This is a genomic window from Saccharopolyspora sp. (assembly GCF_017434145.1).
Classification (GTDB): domain Bacteria; phylum Actinomycetota; class Actinomycetes; order Mycobacteriales; family Pseudonocardiaceae; genus Saccharopolyspora_C; species Saccharopolyspora_C galaxeae.
In genome coordinates, this window is the sequence record NZ_JAFRFW010000841.1 from 1 (window position 1) to 15,055 (window position 15,055).

A 15,055-nucleotide genomic window follows, 5' to 3' on the forward strand; every position below is an offset into this window, starting at 1 on the left:
CATCGCCGGTGCGCTCGGCTTCGGCCAGCATCGGCAGCACTCGCGCGGGAGCGCCGCCGTGCAGCGGACCGGACATCGCACCGACCGCGCCGGAGATCGTGGCCGCGACGTCGGCGCCGGTGGAGGCGATGACGCGGGCGGTGAACGTGGAGGCGTTCATGCCGTGCTCGGCGGCGGAGACCCAGTAGGCGTCGAGCGCCTGCACGTGCGCCGGGTCCGGCTCGCCGCGCCAGCGGGTCAGGAACCGCTCGGTCACCGTGGCGCACTCGTCGACGCGGTTCTCCGGTACCCGCGGCAGGTCCTCGCCGCGGGCGGACTGCGCCACGTAGGAGAGCCCGAGGGTGGTGGTCCGGGCGAGCTGGTCGCGGGCCTGCTCGTCGGTGATGTCCAGCAGCGGCTCGAACCCGTAGGCGGGTGCCAGCATCGCGATCGCCGCTTGCGCATCCACCCGCACGTTGCCGGTGCGCACCGGCAGCAGTGCCGGGCCGGTGGCGGGCAGGCCGCCGCCGAACCGGCCGTCGACCAGCAGCTGCCACACGTCGCCGAAGGACACCCGACCGGCCAGGTCCTCGACGTCCACGCCTCGGTAGCGCAGCGCACCGCCGTCCTTGTCCGGTTCGGCGATCTCGGTCTGGAATGCGACCACGCCTTCCAGGCCGGGGCGGAAGTCGGTGGGTTCGTTGCTCATGGTGGCCTCGTCTCCTCGTCGAGTCGTTCCGGGCGGCCGCGCGCGGGACGCGCGGCGGGACGTGGCGGGGTGCATGAGCACGAGGACTTCAGCGGTCGCGGTCGCAGCCTGTGCTGTGCCGGTAACAGTGCACCCGCCGGAGGCGGCGAGGCAATCGCCGCGAAGTCGCCGACGACTCCGGAATGGCGAAGATCACACGGCTTGCGGTGCCCGGTGGATATGACATTTCGAAGAATGGCCCGCAATGCCGGATCAATTCCTGTTTCGCACTGCCACTACGCAGCGGTGGCGGCGTCGCAGCGGCATTGTGCGCCCGCTCGGCAGAACGCCCGGTCCGCGGCCCTCCGCGATGTGGCCGGTGATCGCTGCAGGGCCCGGCGGGTGATCACTGCACGACCAGGTCGGTGACCGGCGAACCCGGTGTTGACCAGGGCGCACGACTCTGCCGTCCGGGTGTGCGTGCGGTCACTGCATCGTTTGCGGAATCGATCGTGACCTTCGGCTCGGTTCGGCCTAGGTTCGGAGTCCGTTTACCGTCATAGCGGGTGCCGTGGCGCACCGCGACCGTCTCCGGGGACGGCGCGGCTCGTAACCTCCGGCGCTGCCGGTCGTCGGGCGCACACCAGTCGGGTCAGGGAGGAAGTTCGGATGTCGGAAAGCACCACGAGCACCGCCAACGGCACGTTGTCCGCCATGCGGGTGTCCTACGAGGCCGGCTCCCTGCAGGAGCACCTGCTCGCGCCCACCTGGCACGAGCAGCTGCGGGTGTGGTTCGACGAGGCAGTGCAGGAGCAGGTACCGGAACCGAACGCGATGGTGCTCGCGACCGCGGATGCCGACGGGTTCCCGTCCTCCCGGACCGTGCTGTGCAAGGGCTTCGACGAGCGCGGCCTGGTGTTCTTCACGAACTACACCTCCTCGAAGAGCCACGACCTGTTCGCCACCCGCGTTGCCGCCGCCACCTTCCCCTGGCTGACCTTGCAGCGGCAGGTGAACGTGCGCGGCGAGGTGGAGAAGGTGCGGCCGGAGGAGACCGCCGAGTACTGGGCGGTCCGGCCCCGCGGGTCGCAGCTCGGTGCCTGGGCCTCGCCGCAGTCCCGGGTGGTCAACGGACGCGACTCGCTGCAGTCGGCGCTCAACGGCATGGAACGGCGCTTCGCCGAGGCCGAGAAGGTGCCGGTGCCGCCGCACTGGGGCGGCTGGCGGATCCGGCCGGAGGCGGTCGAGTTCTGGCAGGGCCGTCCGGACCGGCTGCACGACCGGCTCCGCTTCCGGCGCGACGACGACAACTGGAGCGTGGAGCGGTTGGCGCCGTGATTCCGGGCCCTCGGCAGCGCTGCGGACCGCTGATGGCGGGCGGCTCTGAAAGACCGGTCCGCAGTGCCGAGACCCAGCAGCACTGAAGACCTGCAGCACTGAAGACCTGCAGCACTGAAGACCTGCAGCACTGGAGGAGGCGGCGCTAAAGACCAGCAGCGCTGACGCCTCGCAGCACTGACCCCGCGGGGTGCAAGATCGTCGGGATCACGTGTCCCATCGGTCGTTTTTGCCTTGCTGGGGCGGATTTCGGCGCGATGCGTCCGGTCGGGTGCGTCACAAATCGCGGTGTCCGCGATGCGTGCGATGGCTAGGCTGGCCGCTCGTGACTCAGCGCAGCGGTGGCACGGCGCAAACATCCGGAGGGTCCCGGCGGACGTTGCGGGGACTGCTCGGCAAGATCGTGCTGGACACCCGGCCGCTGCGGTATCCCGCCTACCGGCGGTTGTGGATCTCCAGCATCGTGACCTCGGTGGGCGCCCAGTTCAGCGCGGTCGCGGTGCCCAAGCAGCTCTACGACCTCACCGGGAACTCGGCCTACGTCGGATTGGCCGGGGTGTTCGGTCTCGTCCCGCTGCTGGTGTTCGGGCTCTGGGGCGGCGCGGTCGCCGACACCGTGGACCGGCGCAAGCTGTTGCTGTTGACCAACTCCGGGTTGGCTTTCACCTCGATCCTGCTGTGGCTGGTGGCCGCCTCCGGGGTGGGTTCGGTGTGGCTGGTGCTGGTGCTGTTCGCCGCGCAACAGACGTGCTTCGCGGTGAACATGCCGACCCGCAGCGCCGCCATCGCCCGGTTGATCCCGGCGCCGCTGCTGCCGTCGGCGCAGGCGCTGGGCTCGACGATCTTCCAGCTCGGTTCGATCGTGGGTCCGTTGCTGGCGGGGGCGTTGTTGCCGTTGCTGGGCTTGTCGGTGCTCTACCTCGTGGACGCGTTGGCGCTGACCGTGGCGGTATGGGCGGTGTTCCAGCTGCCCGCGCTGCCGCCGCTGGACGGGGCGCCGACCTCGGCCGGGCTGCGGTCGGTGCTCGACGGGTTCCGCTACCTGGGCGGGCACGCGGTGCTGCTGGCGTCGTTCCTGATGGACATCATCGCGATGGTCTTCGGGATGCCGCGGGCGCTGTACCCGGAGCTGGCCGAGCGAGTGTTCGGCGACCCGCCCGGCGGCGGTGCGGCGCTGGGCGCGTTGTACGCGGCGATCCCGCTGGGCGCGTTCGCGGCCGGCGTGCTGTCCGGTTGGCTGCACCGGATCCAGCGGCACGGGGTCGGAGTGACGATCGCCGTGGTCGCCTGGGGTGTGGCGATCGTGGGCTTCGGGCTCGCGGACTCGCTGTGGCTGGCCGCGTTGTTCCTGGCCGTCGGCGGCGCGGCCGACCTGGTGAGCATGGTCTACCGCAGCGCGATGTTGCAGGCCGCGGCCACCGACGAGATGCGCGGACGCATCCAAGGCGTGTTCACCGTGGTGGTGGCGGGCGGTCCACGGCTGGCCGACGTGCTGCACGGCGCCGGCGGCTCGGCCGCGGGTGCGCAGGCCGCGAGCGCGGTGGGCGGCGTACTCGTCGTGGTGTTCGCGGTGCTGGCGGCGGTGTGCCTGCCCGCTTTCTGGCGCTACCGCGCGCCGACCGAATAACCACCGGAACGGAGCAGTACCTGCCTCCAGCGGTGACGGAACGGACTCGGTTTCGCCCGGTGACTCTTCCGATCGCGTTGCTTCCGGGCGCCCGCGAGACGGCGGGAAACCCGGATTCGCGGAGTCCGCTGCGCCGTTCGCACCAGCCCGGCGCGGCGCGGTGGCAGCGCGTTCCGCAGGGCCGCCACAAGATCGCCTGGACGCGGCGGGCACACTCTCCTGCCATGGCGAACGACACGACCGAGCAAGGCGAGGCTCCGGACGGTGCGCAGCCCGGCCTGAAACGGGTCATGGGGCCGAAACTGCTGCTGTTCTTCGTGGTGGGCGACATCCTCGGCACCACCGTGTACTCCCTGACCGGCAAGGTCGCAGGCAAGGTCGGCGGGGCGTTGTGGGTCCCGTTCGTGGTGGCTTTCGTGGTCGCCTTCCTGACCGCGTGCAGCTACCTGGAACTGGTCGGCAAGTACCCGAAGGCCGGTGGCGCTCCGCTGTACGTGCACCGCGCGTTCGGCGTCCACTTCATCACCTTCCTGATCGCGTTCGCGGTGATGTGCTCCGGCATCACTTCGGCCTCGTCGGCCGCGCAGGCGTTCAGCGGTGACTACCTGGAAGAGATCTTCCCGGTCAGCAGTCCCGTCGCGCTGATCATCGGGCTGTTGTTCCTGATCGTGCTCGCCCTGATCAACTTCCGGGGCGTGGGCGAGTCGGTGAAGATGAACGTGGTGCTGACGTTCATCGAGCTGTCCGGGCTGGTGATCGTGATCGGCTTCGGCGCCTACGCGCTGCTGGCGGGCAGCTCCGACCCGAACGTGCAGCCCGACCCGAGCAGGCTCACCCAGTTCTCCACGGATTCCTCGCCGCTGTTCGCCGTCACGTCGGCGACCGCGCTGGCGTTCTTCGCGATGGTCGGTTTCGAGGACTCGGTGAACATGGCCGAGGAGACCCGCGACCCCGTCAAGACGTTCCCGCGCGCGCTGCTGTTGGGCCTGGGCATCACGGCCGCGATCTACCTGGCGATCGCCGTGATCACGTCCACGCTGGTGCCGACCGATGAGCTCGCCGCGTCCTCCGCGCCGCTGCTGCTCGTGGTCGAGGCCGCGGCGCCGTGGTTCCCGGGCATCCTGTTCTCCGTCATCGCGCTGTTCGCGGTCACCAACACCGCCTTGATGAACATGCTGATGGCCAGCCGGCTCGTGTACGGCATGTCGAACGAGCGGATCATCCCTTCGGCGTTCGGCCGGGTGCACCGCAGCAGGCAGACGCCGTGGGTGGCGATCCTGTTCACCAGCTTGCTCGCGGTGGTGCTGGTGAGCACGTTGAACATCGAGGACTTGGGCAGCACCACCTCGCTGCTGCTGCTCGCGGTGTTCGCGGTGGTCAACATCGCGGTCTTGGTGCTGCGCCGGGAGAAGATCGAGCACGAGCACTTCAAGGCACCCACCTGGGTTCCGGTGCTCGGCGCGATCCTGTGCGCGTTCTTCGCCAGCCCGCTGTCCGGCCGCCCGGTCGACGAATATCTGATCGGCGGACTGCTGCTGCTGGTCGGCGTGGTGTTCTGGGTGGTCAACCGGCTGATCGTGGGACGGGTCGAGTTCGACCCGGAGGCGTTGAACAAGTAGCCCGCAGCCTTCGCGAAGCCCCGTTCCCGCCGCGGGAATCCGCGCGGGAACGGGGCTTTCGTTCGGCCACGCCGCGGCGCCGGAAGCTCTAGAGTGGTCGGCGTGAATGATCCAGTTCCCGCGACCGGCCGCCAGTTCGAGATCGCGCACGGCGCGGCCCGCGCGGTGGTCACCGAGGTCGGGGCGGCGCTGCGCGCGTTCGAGGTGGACGGGGTGGCGTACTCCGAGAGCTACCACCCGGACCGGCTGCCGCCGGGCGCGGCGGGTGGGGTGCTGGTGCCGTGGCCGAACCGCGTCGCCGACGGCCGCTGGGTGCTGGAGCGCGAGCCGCAGCAGCTCGCGCTGACCGAGCCGGACCGGCACAACGCCATCCACGGCCTGCTGCGGCACACGGTGTGGACGGTCGTGGAGCACGCGGAGTCGACGATCGTGCTGCACGCGATGGTCCCGGTGCAGCCGGGCTGGCCGGTGCCGCTGCTGACCTCGATCGGCTACGCGCTGGACGAGTCGGGGCTGACCGTCACGCACACCGTGGAGAACCTGGGCGCCCGCGCCGTCCCGTTCGGCGTCGGGGTGCATCCGTACCCGCGGGCCGGTTCGGCCGAGACCGACGACTGCACGTTGAAACTGGCCGCGGCGACGGTGCTGCCGGTGGATCCGGAGCGGCTGCTGCCGGTGCGCCCACCGCGTTCGCTGGAGGGGGACGAGCAGGAGTTCCGCCGCGGCCGCAGGCTCGCCGGGGTGCTGCTGGACACCGCGTTCGGCGGTGCGGAGCCGCTGCCGGACGATCCGGATGAGCTGGTGCGGCACTCGCTCACCGCGCCTTCCGGGCACGGTGTCGAGCTGTGGGCCGATCCGGTGTTCAAGTGGGTGCAGGTCTACACGGCCGACGAGTTCCCCGGCCGCGGCCGCGCGGTCGCGATCGAGCCGATGACCTGCCCGCCGGACGCGTTGAACTCCGGCATCGACCTGATCGCGCTGCCACCGGGGGAGAACTGGATCGCCCAGTGGGGCCTGCGCCCGTTCTGACGGCCGCCGGGTGCCGTGCCCGGTAAGACTAGTTGGACCATTCGGGTGTCATCGCCGAATTCGCGCCCCTCCTGGTGCGCGCGTCGTTAAGTTGCGGCAGGTCTCAGGATCGGCGCAATGATGATGGGAATGTGCTCTTGCTGAAAAGAATCGCCGTCTTCGGCGCGGCTGTTGCCCTTACGATGTCGTTTCCCGGCTTAGCGCAGGCGGATACTGAGCCTGCGGGCCCAGCGGCTCGGACGACCGTCCTCAAGTACAGCGGCGGCGAGTGCGAGATGAAGTCCGACAACCCGCACTGGTCGCGAGGAGCCCAGTCGGTGATCTTCAAAACTCGGGTCGAGTGCGCTGGTACCGAGGCGCCGACCGTGCGGATCACCGGCGACATGTTCTACGTGGAGGGCGGTCTTCCCGGTCTTCCGTCGGATGCCCCGACGCGCCCGGTCGGGCATTCCGAGCTCCAGCAGGTGGTCCCGATCGGCGATACGGTCACCTATTACACGCCGCTTGAGGACGACCCCAGCAAACTGACTGCGTTGGGTACTTACCAAGGGACTGCTGTGGGAGAGATCGTGGCGCCTGTGCACAGCAATCTCAACCCCTTCACGACGGCGCGGGCATATGTCGTCCCGCGGCTATAGGATCGACCGATGTCGAATCGACAGGAGCCATCCGATAGGTGGGTACCGGACGCCAGGACGATTCACTGGGCGTTCGGGCGTTCCCACGAGGACCGGATCAAAGACGCCATTCGACTCGATGTCCGTGAACGCGGGCGCGACCTCGACCCGGATAGCGATGACTACTGGAAGCTCCTCGCGGAGGTCGCCATCGAGGCCGTTCTCTATGACCTCGTGGACATGGCGAAGGAGGAGGGCACGGCTTTCACCAGTGACACGTACCGGATCGTCGACGAACCAGGGCCTCGGTCATCGACCTGGCGCATGAAGTGAGCCGCGCGCTTCGGACGGGGCAGGGCGGCCGGTCGCGTCACTGAAGGGCAGCACCGCTGCACATGAGCATCAGGCGTCGGCGAGGTGCCGGGCGATGAGCATCCGCTGGATCTGGTTGGTGCCCTCGAAGATCTGCAGGACCTTCGCCTCCCGCATGTAGCGCTCGGCGGCGAAGTCCGTGGTGTAGCCGGCGCCGCCGAGCACCTGCACCGCGTCGGTGGTCACTCGCATCGCCGCATCGGTGGCGAGCAGCTTGGCCATCGATGACTGCATCCCGAACGGTTTGCCTGCGTCGCGCCGCCGCGCCCCGTCCAGGTAGGCCGAGCGGGCGGAGTGCACGGCGGCGGCCATGTCGGCGAGCAGGAACTCCACGCCTTGGAAATCGATGATCGGCTTGCCGAACTGCTGCCGCTGCCCGGCGTAGTCCACGGCCAGGTCCAGCGCCGCCTGCGCGAGCCCGACCGCGCAGGCGGCGATGCCGAGCCGCCCGGAGTCCAGCGCGTCCAGCGCGATCGCGAGCCCTTGCCCCTCGGCGCCGATCCGCCGCTCGGCGGGCACCCGCGCGCCCTCGAACCGCAGCTCGGTGGTGGGCGATCCGGTCAGCCCCATCTTGTGCTCTGGCGGGGCGGCGGAAAGTCCTTCGGTGCGCCCGTCGACCAGCAGGCACGTGATGCCGCGCGGTCCTTCGTCGGAGGTGCGCGCCATCAGCGCGTAGTAGTCCGCGACGCCGCCGTGGGTGATCCACGTCTTGGTGCCGGTGACGGTGTAGTCGTCGCCGTCGCGTTCGGCGCGGGTGCTGAGCGCGGCCGCGTCCGAGCCGGCGTGCGCCTCGGACAGCGCGTAGCCACCCAGCAGCTCGCCGCCGAGCATTTCCGGTAGCCACCGTTCGCGCTGCGCATCGGTGCCGTAGCGGGCCAGCGGGTAGCAGGACATGGTGTGCACCGACAGCCCGACGCCGACGGTCATCCAGGCGCTGCTGAGTTCTTCGAGCACCTGGAGGTAGACCTCGTACGGCTGGCCGCCTCCGCCGTGTTCTTCGGCGTAGGGCAGTCCCAGCAGCCCGGAGGAACCGAGCAGCCGGAACGCTTTGCGCGGGAAGTCCGCGCGCTGCTCGGCTCCGGCCGCGGCGGGCGCGAGTTCGTCCCGGGCGATGTCGCGGGTGAGCGCGATGAGGTCGGCGGCTTCGGTGCTGGGCAGCAGGCGGTCGACGGGCATGGCGCAGCTCCTGGTGCTCGGCGGAGCACGCGGTCCGAGCCCTGGCTCGAAAAATCTTCAGGTACTCCGCTGGGTCCTATAGGATCAATCAGAGTACTGATGCCGTCGTGCGCGCACCAGCCCGCGGCACAGCTGGAAATTGCCCCTCCAACCGGGCTTGCGGCCCGGCTGTGGCAGTCTCGGCGCATGACCACCTCCGATCCGGGCGTGCGCAGCCCCGGCGGGACGCGCACGTCCGGCGTCGCGCGGTCCGGATCGCGAGCGCACCGCCGTGCGCAGCTGTTGGACCGGCTCTGCGAGCTGTTCCTCGCGGAGGGGTTCGCGCACTTCACCCTCGACGACCTGGCCGCGCACCTGCACTGCTCGAAGTCGACGCTGTACACGCTCGCGGGCAGCAAGGAGCAGCTGGCGGTGCGGGTCGTGGGGCACTTCTTCAAGACCGCCACCGCGGGAATCGAACGCGCCGTGGCCGACGCCGCCGACGTGCGCAGCAGGATGCGCACCTACCTCGACGCCGCGGCGGAACGGCTGCGCCCGGCTTCGCGCCAGTTCATGGCGGACATGGCCGCCAACCCGGCGACGCGCGCCAGCTACGAGGCCAACGCGCGAGCCGCCGCCGAGCACGTGCGCGGCTACATCCGCGACGGCGTGCGCGAAGGCGTGTTCCGCGAGGTGCACGCCGCGTTCGTCGCGGAGCTGGTCGGCAGCACCATCGGAGCGATTCAGCGCGGCGAGATCGCCGAGCGGACCGGCCTGTCCGACGCGGAGGCGTTCGCGGAGCTGTCCCGCTTCCTGCTCGGCGGCCTGTCCGAACCCGGTGCGGCGAACCCGCGGATCGACCCGCCCGAAGCGGGTGCCTGAACGTCCCGGGGATCTCCCGGTTCGGCGCAAGCCAGACTGGCCGGTAGCGCAGCAGCGCGGCCCGCGGCGGACAACCCACAGCGAAGCAGCCCGAAAGCAAGCCAGCCCAGAGCAACGGCAGCACGGAGGAAACGTGATCGTCATCGGCGGAGAAGCCCTCGTCGACCTCGTCCCGGACGCAGGCACTCCCGGCGGCGAGCTGGGGCCGCTGCACCCGCGGCTCGGCGGCGGGCCGTACAACGTCGCGATCGCGCTCGGTCGCCTCCAGGTGCCCACCGCCTTCTACGCGAAGCTCTCCACCGACCAGTTCGGCGAGAAGCTGGTGGACCGGCTGGTCGAGTCCGGCGTGCGCACCGACCTGGTGCAGCGCGGGCCGGAGCCGACGACGCTGGCGGTGGTGGGGCTGAGCGAGGACGGCTCGGCGCGCTACGTCTTCCACACCGCCGAGACCGCAGCGCGGCTGGTGGCCGACAGCGGGCCGCTCCCGGACGAGGTCACCGCCGTCTCGTTCGGCACGCTCGGCATGGTGCTGGAGCCCTCCGCGACGGTCTACGAGCAGGCGCTGTTCCGGGAGGCCGCCCGCGGCCGGTTCGTGGCACTGGACCCGAACATCCGCGCCGACCTGATCACCGACCCGGACGCCTACCGCGAGCGGTTCGAGAGCTGGCTGCCCTCGGTGCACCTGCTGAAGCTGTCGGTGGAGGACGCCGAGTGGCTGGCCGGCGGGCAGGACCTGGACGCGGCGCTGCGCCGCTGGCAGCAGGCCGGACCCGCGGGAGTGGTGCTGACCCGTGGTGCGGACGGGATTTCCGTGCTGGTCGGTGACGGTGCGCCGGTCGAGGTCGCGGGCGTGCGGGCCGAAGTCGCCGACACGATCGGCGCCGGTGACACGGTGCACGCGGCGTTGCTCGCGTGGCTGCACCGCAACGGTGCGTTGAGTCCGGAGGCACTGCGCGCGCTCACTCCCGAGCAGTGGCGGGAGGGGCTCGGGTTCGCTGCCCGTGCCGCCGCGATCACCGTCTCGCGTCCGGGGGCCGAGCCGCCGACGGCCGCCGAACTGGACCGCTGACGATCTTGGTCGGGAACTTTCCGACGCGTTGGGTGCACACCGGCGCGGGCGCCGGTTCCGGACGGTGATCAGGCTGGTTCGCCCCGCCCGGTCCGTCCGGATCGGCCGCTGCGTCAACCGGCCGAAGGGGGTGGCAGCATCCGGCCCGATCAACGATGTGATCGTGGTCCCACCTGCCCAAAAGGGCTAACACGATTGCTGCGCGAGGGGCCTGCAGCGGTCTAGCGTGACAACTGACAGGACCCCAACGGGGTGGTGCTGCGGCGGTCCGGAAGACCCCGGCCGACGCTTCGCCCGACCACGCTGCCGCGCCGGGGAGGTGCGCGCGTCGCCGCGGATGGCTCACCACCCCATTCACGAGCGCGAGAGGTTCCCGAATGCCCGACGAGACCGCCAAACGTACCGTCGCGCTGCGCTACGACGGTGGCGAGCACGAAATGCAGGTGACGCAGCCCACCGAAGGCTCGCCCGGTGTGGATCTCGGGAAGCTGCTGTCCCAGACCGGTTTGGTGACGCTGGACCCGGGTTTCGTCAACACCGCGTCCTGCGAGTCCAACATCACCTACATCGACGGGGACGCGGGTGTCCTGCGCTACCGCGGCTACCCGATCGAGGAGCTGGCCGCCAAGTCGAACTTCATCGAGGTCAGCTACCTGCTGATCTACGGTGAGCTGCCCACCCAGGCGCAGTACGACGAGTTCAACGACCGGGTCCAGCGGCACACCCTGCTGCACGAGGACCTCAAGCAGTTCTTCGACGGCTTCCCGCGCGACGCGCACCCGATGCCGGTGCTGTCCTCGGCGGTGTCCGCGCTGTCCACCTTCTACCAGGACAGCCTCGACCCGTTCGACGAGAACCAGGTGGAGCTGTCCACCGTGCGGCTGCTGGCGAAGCTGCCCACGATCGCCGCCTACGCCTACAAGAAGTCCGTCGGCCAGCCGTTCCTGTACCCGGACAACTCGCTGGGGCTGGTGGAGAACTTCCTGCGGATGACCTTCGGGTTCCCCGCCGAGCCCTACGAGGTCGACCCGGCGCTGACCCGCGCGCTGGACCTGCTGTTCATCCTGCACGCCGACCACGAGCAGAACTGCTCGACCTCGACGGTGCGGATGGTCGGCTCCTCGGAGGCGAACCTGTTCGCCAGCACCTCGGCGGGCATCAACGCGCTGTTCGGGCCGCTGCACGGCGGGGCGAACAGCGCGGTGCTGGAGATGCTGGAAGGCATCCACAACAACGGCGACGACGTGGATTCGTTCGTCAACCGGGACAAGAACAAGGAGCCCGGTGTGAAGCTGATGGGCTTCGGGCACCGGGTGTACAAGAACTACGACCCGCGCGCGGCGATCGTGAAGAAGACCGCCGACGAGGTGCTGAGCAAGCTCGGCGCGAACGACCCGCTGCTGGACATCGCGATGCGGCTGGAGGAGCGGGCGCTGGCCGACGACTACTTCGTCGAGCGCAAGCTGTACCCGAACGTCGACTTCTACACCGGCCTGATCTACAAGGCGATGGGGTTCCCGACGAAGTACTTCACCGTGCTGTTCGCGCTCGGCCGGCTGCCCGGCTGGATCGCGCACTGGCGGGAGATGCTGGTCGACCCGGCCCGCAAGATCAGCCGTCCGCGCCAGGTCTACACCGGCGCGGCCGAGCGCTCCTACCAGCCCATCGGCGAGCGCTGAATCGAGCTCTGAATCGTCGGGCAGGCCCCGGACCGGCCATCGGCCGGTGCCGGGGCCGTTTCGCGTTCGCGGCCGTATGGTCCGGGCATGAGCGCACCCGCGATTCTGTGGTTCCGCCGCGACCTACGCCTCGGTGATCACCCGGCGTTGCAGGAAGCGGCCCGCCGCGGCCCGGTGATCGGGTTGTTCGTGCTGGACGAGGCGCTGCTCGGGCCGTCAGGGCCTGCGCGCCGCACGTTCCTGTACCGGTGCCTGCGGGAACTCGACGAGCAGCTCGGCGGGAAGTTGCTGGTGCTGCGCGGTGAGCCGGAGCGGGTGGTGCCGGAACTGGCCGAGCGGACGGGCGCGAGCAGCGTGCACGTCTCCGCCGACACCGGGCCGTACGGACGCCGCCGCGATGAGCGGGTCCGGGAAGCGCTGCGGGGCCGGGAAGCGCTGGGAGCCGATGTCGAGTGGGTGCCGACCGGTTCGCCGTACGCGGTCACCCCTGGCCGGATCACCAAGCGGGACGGCGCGCCGTACAAGGTGTTCACGCCGTTCCGCCGCGCATGGGACGAGCACGGCCGCCCGAAGCCCGCCCGCACGAGCGCGTCCGCTGCGGACTGGACGCTGCCGCGCCGGGTAGGTGCGGTGCCGATCCCGGACGACGAGGAACTCGGCGAACTGGTGCTGCCGCCTGCGGGGGAGTCCGCGGCGAAGAAGCGCTGGCGGGAATTCCTCAAGTCCACTGTGCACGAATACGAGCGGGACCGGGACCGCCCGGACCACGCCGGGACGAGCCGGATGTCGCCGTACCTGCGCTGGGGGTGCGTGCACCCGCGGACGCTGCTGGCTGATCTGGACGGGCGCAGCGGCGAAGGCGTCGACAGCTACCGCAACGAGCTGGCGTTCCGCGAGTTCTACGCCGATGTGCTGTGGCACTGGCCGGAAAGCGCGCGGCGCAACTTCGACGCGCGGTTCGATCGGATGCGGCTGGACACCGGCGCCGACGCCTGGGAGCGGTTCGAGATGTGGTGCGCCGGACGCACCGGATTCCCCGTGGTCGACGCCGGGATGCGGCAGCTGCTCGCGGTCGGGTGGATGCACAACCGGATTCGCATGGTGGTGGCGAGTTTCCTGGTCAAAGACCTGCACCTGCCGTGGTGGTGGGGCGCCCGGCACTTCATGCGGCACCTGGTCGACGGGGACCTGGCCTCGAACCAGCACGGCTGGCAGTGGACGGCCGGGACGGGCACCGACGCGGCGCCGTACTTCCGGATCTTCAACCCGATCACGCAGGGCACGAGGTTCGACCCGGACGGCGCCTACGTGCGCGAGTTCGTCCCGGAACTGCGCGGGCTCAGCGCCAAGTCGACGCACGAGCCGTGGAAACTGCCCGACGGGCCGCCGAACGGCTATCCCGGCCCGATCGTCGAGCACCACCACGAACGCCAGGAGTCCCTGGCCCGCTACGGCGAGATCAAGACCTGACCGGCGCGCCCGGCCGAGTTCCCCGGACTCAGCAATCGCAGCGAGCGAACGGACTGTTCGCCCGGTCTAGCCGGACCAACGGTCCGTTCGCTCCTGGAAGGACTGGGCGGAACGGGTGGCGTGCGGGCGTGTCGGCCCGGCCCTCGCCCACCCGGAGCGCGCGAGCGAACGGACCGTTTGACCAATCTATTCGGACGAACAGGCCGTTCACTCCGGGAGCGCGAACGGTGTGCGCGAGGTCAGTCGCCGCGGCGGATGGGGCCGAGGATGTCCTGCTCCTTGGGGTTCGTGACCAGCGTGATCGGGGCCCACATGTTGTTGCCGAGGGCGATCACTCCGTCGTCGGGGAGTTGGGTCAGCTGCTGGACGCGCGTCGAGGGATCGAAGTACCAGAAGCGGGCCGCCAGCTGCGCCTGCTGCAACGGCAACCGCTGCAGCAGCACCAGATCCGCGGTGTTCGTGGCCGTACCGCTGCCCGCCTGCGGGTGCAGGTAGGGCAGCACGTACATCGTGGTCTGCCACGGGGCGCGCGGCGGGAACAGCTCCTGCGGCACCGCACCGCCGTCGTGGATCATCAGCAGCGGCGCGTCCTCGGTGGGCCGCGGAAGGTCGTAGGGCTGCAGCTTGCGCAGCTGAACCAGCGGTACCTGGCTGCCGTCCGCGAGCTTGCCCGCCGCGTGCTCCACCGTCTTCCACGCCGCGGGCCTGCCGGTGGCGATGGTGACCCACGCGCCGGTGGCGATGGCGCGCAGCGCGATCTGCCGGGCCAGGTACAGCCCGCCGACGGTGACCACGCGGGTGGGGTCCGGGCGCAGGATCGAGGCGGTTACCGACTCGCCACGCGCGCCCTTGCCGATGACCATGCCGCCGCGGTCACCCGGCGGGCTCACCACGTCCAGCATCTCCGGGCGCACCAGGAACTCCGGTGCGGTGCCGTTGACGTTGCCCGGGGTGTCCAAGGTCCGGGTTCGGCTCATGCCGCACCTCCCAGCGGCAGCGTTCCGGTCAGCCCGGCCAGCTGCATCCCGCGCAGCGGGGTGAGGGTCAGGTTGAGCCGGTTGCTGATCTCGCGCAGTCGTTCGTCCGAAGCGTTCAGGGCCGAAGGGGTCCGGGCGCTGACCCGGACCAGGCCGCGCAGCCCGACCTCACCGTCCTCACCGGACGGTGCGATGGACATCGCGATGCTGGTGGACAGCGCCCGCACGCCGGTCAGTGCGTTGATGCTGTCGCTCATGTGGTTCGGCCAGCCGGTGATCGCGTAGCTGGAGTGCCCGACGCTGCCCGCGGTGACGCTGTTCCACCGCTCGGTCAGCCCGACCGGGCGCTGTTCGCGCAGCGAGTCGTTCAGCTCGGCCGAGGAGATGCCCGCCTGCAGCAGCTCGTCCGGGTCCAGCGGACGGGTTGGGATGCCGCATCCGCTGAGCGCGTTGCGCACCCGGGAGAGCGCGCCGATCAGCGCCCGGTGCGCACCGACCACGCCACCGCCGCGTTCGCCGACGGCCTTCGCGCAGCGCTGCGGGTCCAGCCGCAC

Annotated in this window: 14 protein-coding genes; 10 read left to right on the forward strand and 4 right to left on the reverse strand. The window is 70.3% G+C overall.

Annotated features, from left to right (window positions below; genetic code table 11):
* Window positions 1-688: citrate synthase (locus IJH84_RS22840; RefSeq protein WP_295148855.1), on the reverse strand; the 688-nt coding region annotated here is incomplete at its 3' end.
* A 648-nt stretch (window positions 689-1,336) separates the two neighbouring features.
* On the opposite strand from IJH84_RS22840, the gene pdxH reads away from it, so the two are divergent.
* The 6 genes from pdxH (at window position 1,337) to IJH84_RS22870 (ending at window position 7,230) form a co-directional block, all read left to right on the forward strand.
* Window positions 1,337-2,005 (forward strand): pyridoxamine 5'-phosphate oxidase, encoded by a 669-nt coding sequence (gene pdxH, locus IJH84_RS22845; protein WP_200068410.1) that lies wholly within the window; start codon window positions 1,337-1,339, stop codon window positions 2,003-2,005.
* 325 nt (window positions 2,006-2,330) lie between these two features.
* Window positions 2,331-3,632, forward strand: coding sequence for an MFS transporter (locus tag IJH84_RS22850; protein ID WP_295148857.1), 1,302 nt, complete (start codon window positions 2,331-2,333; stop codon window positions 3,630-3,632).
* A 224-nt stretch (window positions 3,633-3,856) separates the two neighbouring features.
* Window positions 3,857-5,251 carry an APC family permease gene (locus IJH84_RS22855; protein WP_295148859.1) on the forward strand — a complete coding sequence of 465 codons (1,395 nt, stop codon included), beginning with the start codon at window positions 3,857-3,859 and terminating at the stop codon, window positions 5,249-5,251.
* Between the two features lie 102 nt (window positions 5,252-5,353).
* Window positions 5,354-6,280 (forward strand): aldose 1-epimerase family protein, encoded by a 927-nt coding sequence (locus tag IJH84_RS22860; RefSeq protein WP_295148861.1) that lies wholly within the window; start codon window positions 5,354-5,356, stop codon window positions 6,278-6,280.
* Between the two features lie 32 nt (window positions 6,281-6,312).
* Entirely contained in the window at window positions 6,313-6,918 is a 606-nt protein-coding gene (locus IJH84_RS22865) for a hypothetical protein (protein WP_295148863.1), read from the forward strand.
* A gap of 9 nt (window positions 6,919-6,927) precedes the next feature.
* Entirely contained in the window at window positions 6,928-7,230 is a 303-nt protein-coding gene (locus IJH84_RS22870; RefSeq protein WP_200068414.1) for a hypothetical protein, read from the forward strand.
* Window positions 7,231-7,299: 69 nt separating this feature from the next.
* Here IJH84_RS22870 and IJH84_RS22875 read toward each other — a convergent pair whose 3' ends face one another.
* Window positions 7,300-8,445, reverse strand: coding sequence for an acyl-CoA dehydrogenase family protein (locus IJH84_RS22875; RefSeq protein ID WP_295148865.1), 1,146 nt, complete (start codon window positions 8,443-8,445; stop codon window positions 7,300-7,302).
* A 186-nt stretch (window positions 8,446-8,631) separates the two neighbouring features.
* Here IJH84_RS22875 and IJH84_RS22880 point away from each other — a divergent pair, with 186 nt between their 5' ends.
* From IJH84_RS22880 to IJH84_RS22895, 4 genes are all read left to right on the forward strand, one after another.
* Complete coding sequence (locus IJH84_RS22880) at window positions 8,632-9,306, forward strand: TetR/AcrR family transcriptional regulator (RefSeq protein WP_295148867.1); 675 nt, start codon at window positions 8,632-8,634, stop codon at window positions 9,304-9,306.
* Between the two features lie 133 nt (window positions 9,307-9,439).
* Entirely contained in the window at window positions 9,440-10,375 is a 936-nt protein-coding gene (locus IJH84_RS22885; RefSeq protein ID WP_295148869.1) for a carbohydrate kinase, read from the forward strand.
* Between the two features lie 377 nt (window positions 10,376-10,752).
* Window positions 10,753-12,054 (forward strand): citrate synthase, encoded by a 1,302-nt coding sequence (locus tag IJH84_RS22890; RefSeq protein WP_295148871.1) that lies wholly within the window; start codon window positions 10,753-10,755, stop codon window positions 12,052-12,054.
* Window positions 12,055-12,141: 87 nt separating this feature from the next.
* Window positions 12,142-13,524, forward strand: a complete 1,383-nt coding sequence (locus tag IJH84_RS22895; protein WP_295148874.1) for a deoxyribodipyrimidine photo-lyase — start codon at window positions 12,142-12,144, stop codon at window positions 13,522-13,524.
* A gap of 239 nt (window positions 13,525-13,763) precedes the next feature.
* Here IJH84_RS22895 and IJH84_RS22900 read toward each other — a convergent pair whose 3' ends face one another.
* Window positions 13,764-14,501 carry a hypothetical protein gene (locus IJH84_RS22900; RefSeq protein WP_200068420.1) on the reverse strand — a complete coding sequence of 246 codons (738 nt, stop codon included), beginning with the start codon at window positions 14,499-14,501 and terminating at the stop codon, window positions 13,764-13,766.
* Window positions 14,498-15,055: type VII secretion protein EccE (locus IJH84_RS22905; RefSeq protein WP_295148876.1), on the reverse strand; the 558-nt coding region annotated here is incomplete at its 5' end. The genes IJH84_RS22905 and IJH84_RS22900, both read right to left, overlap by 4 nt.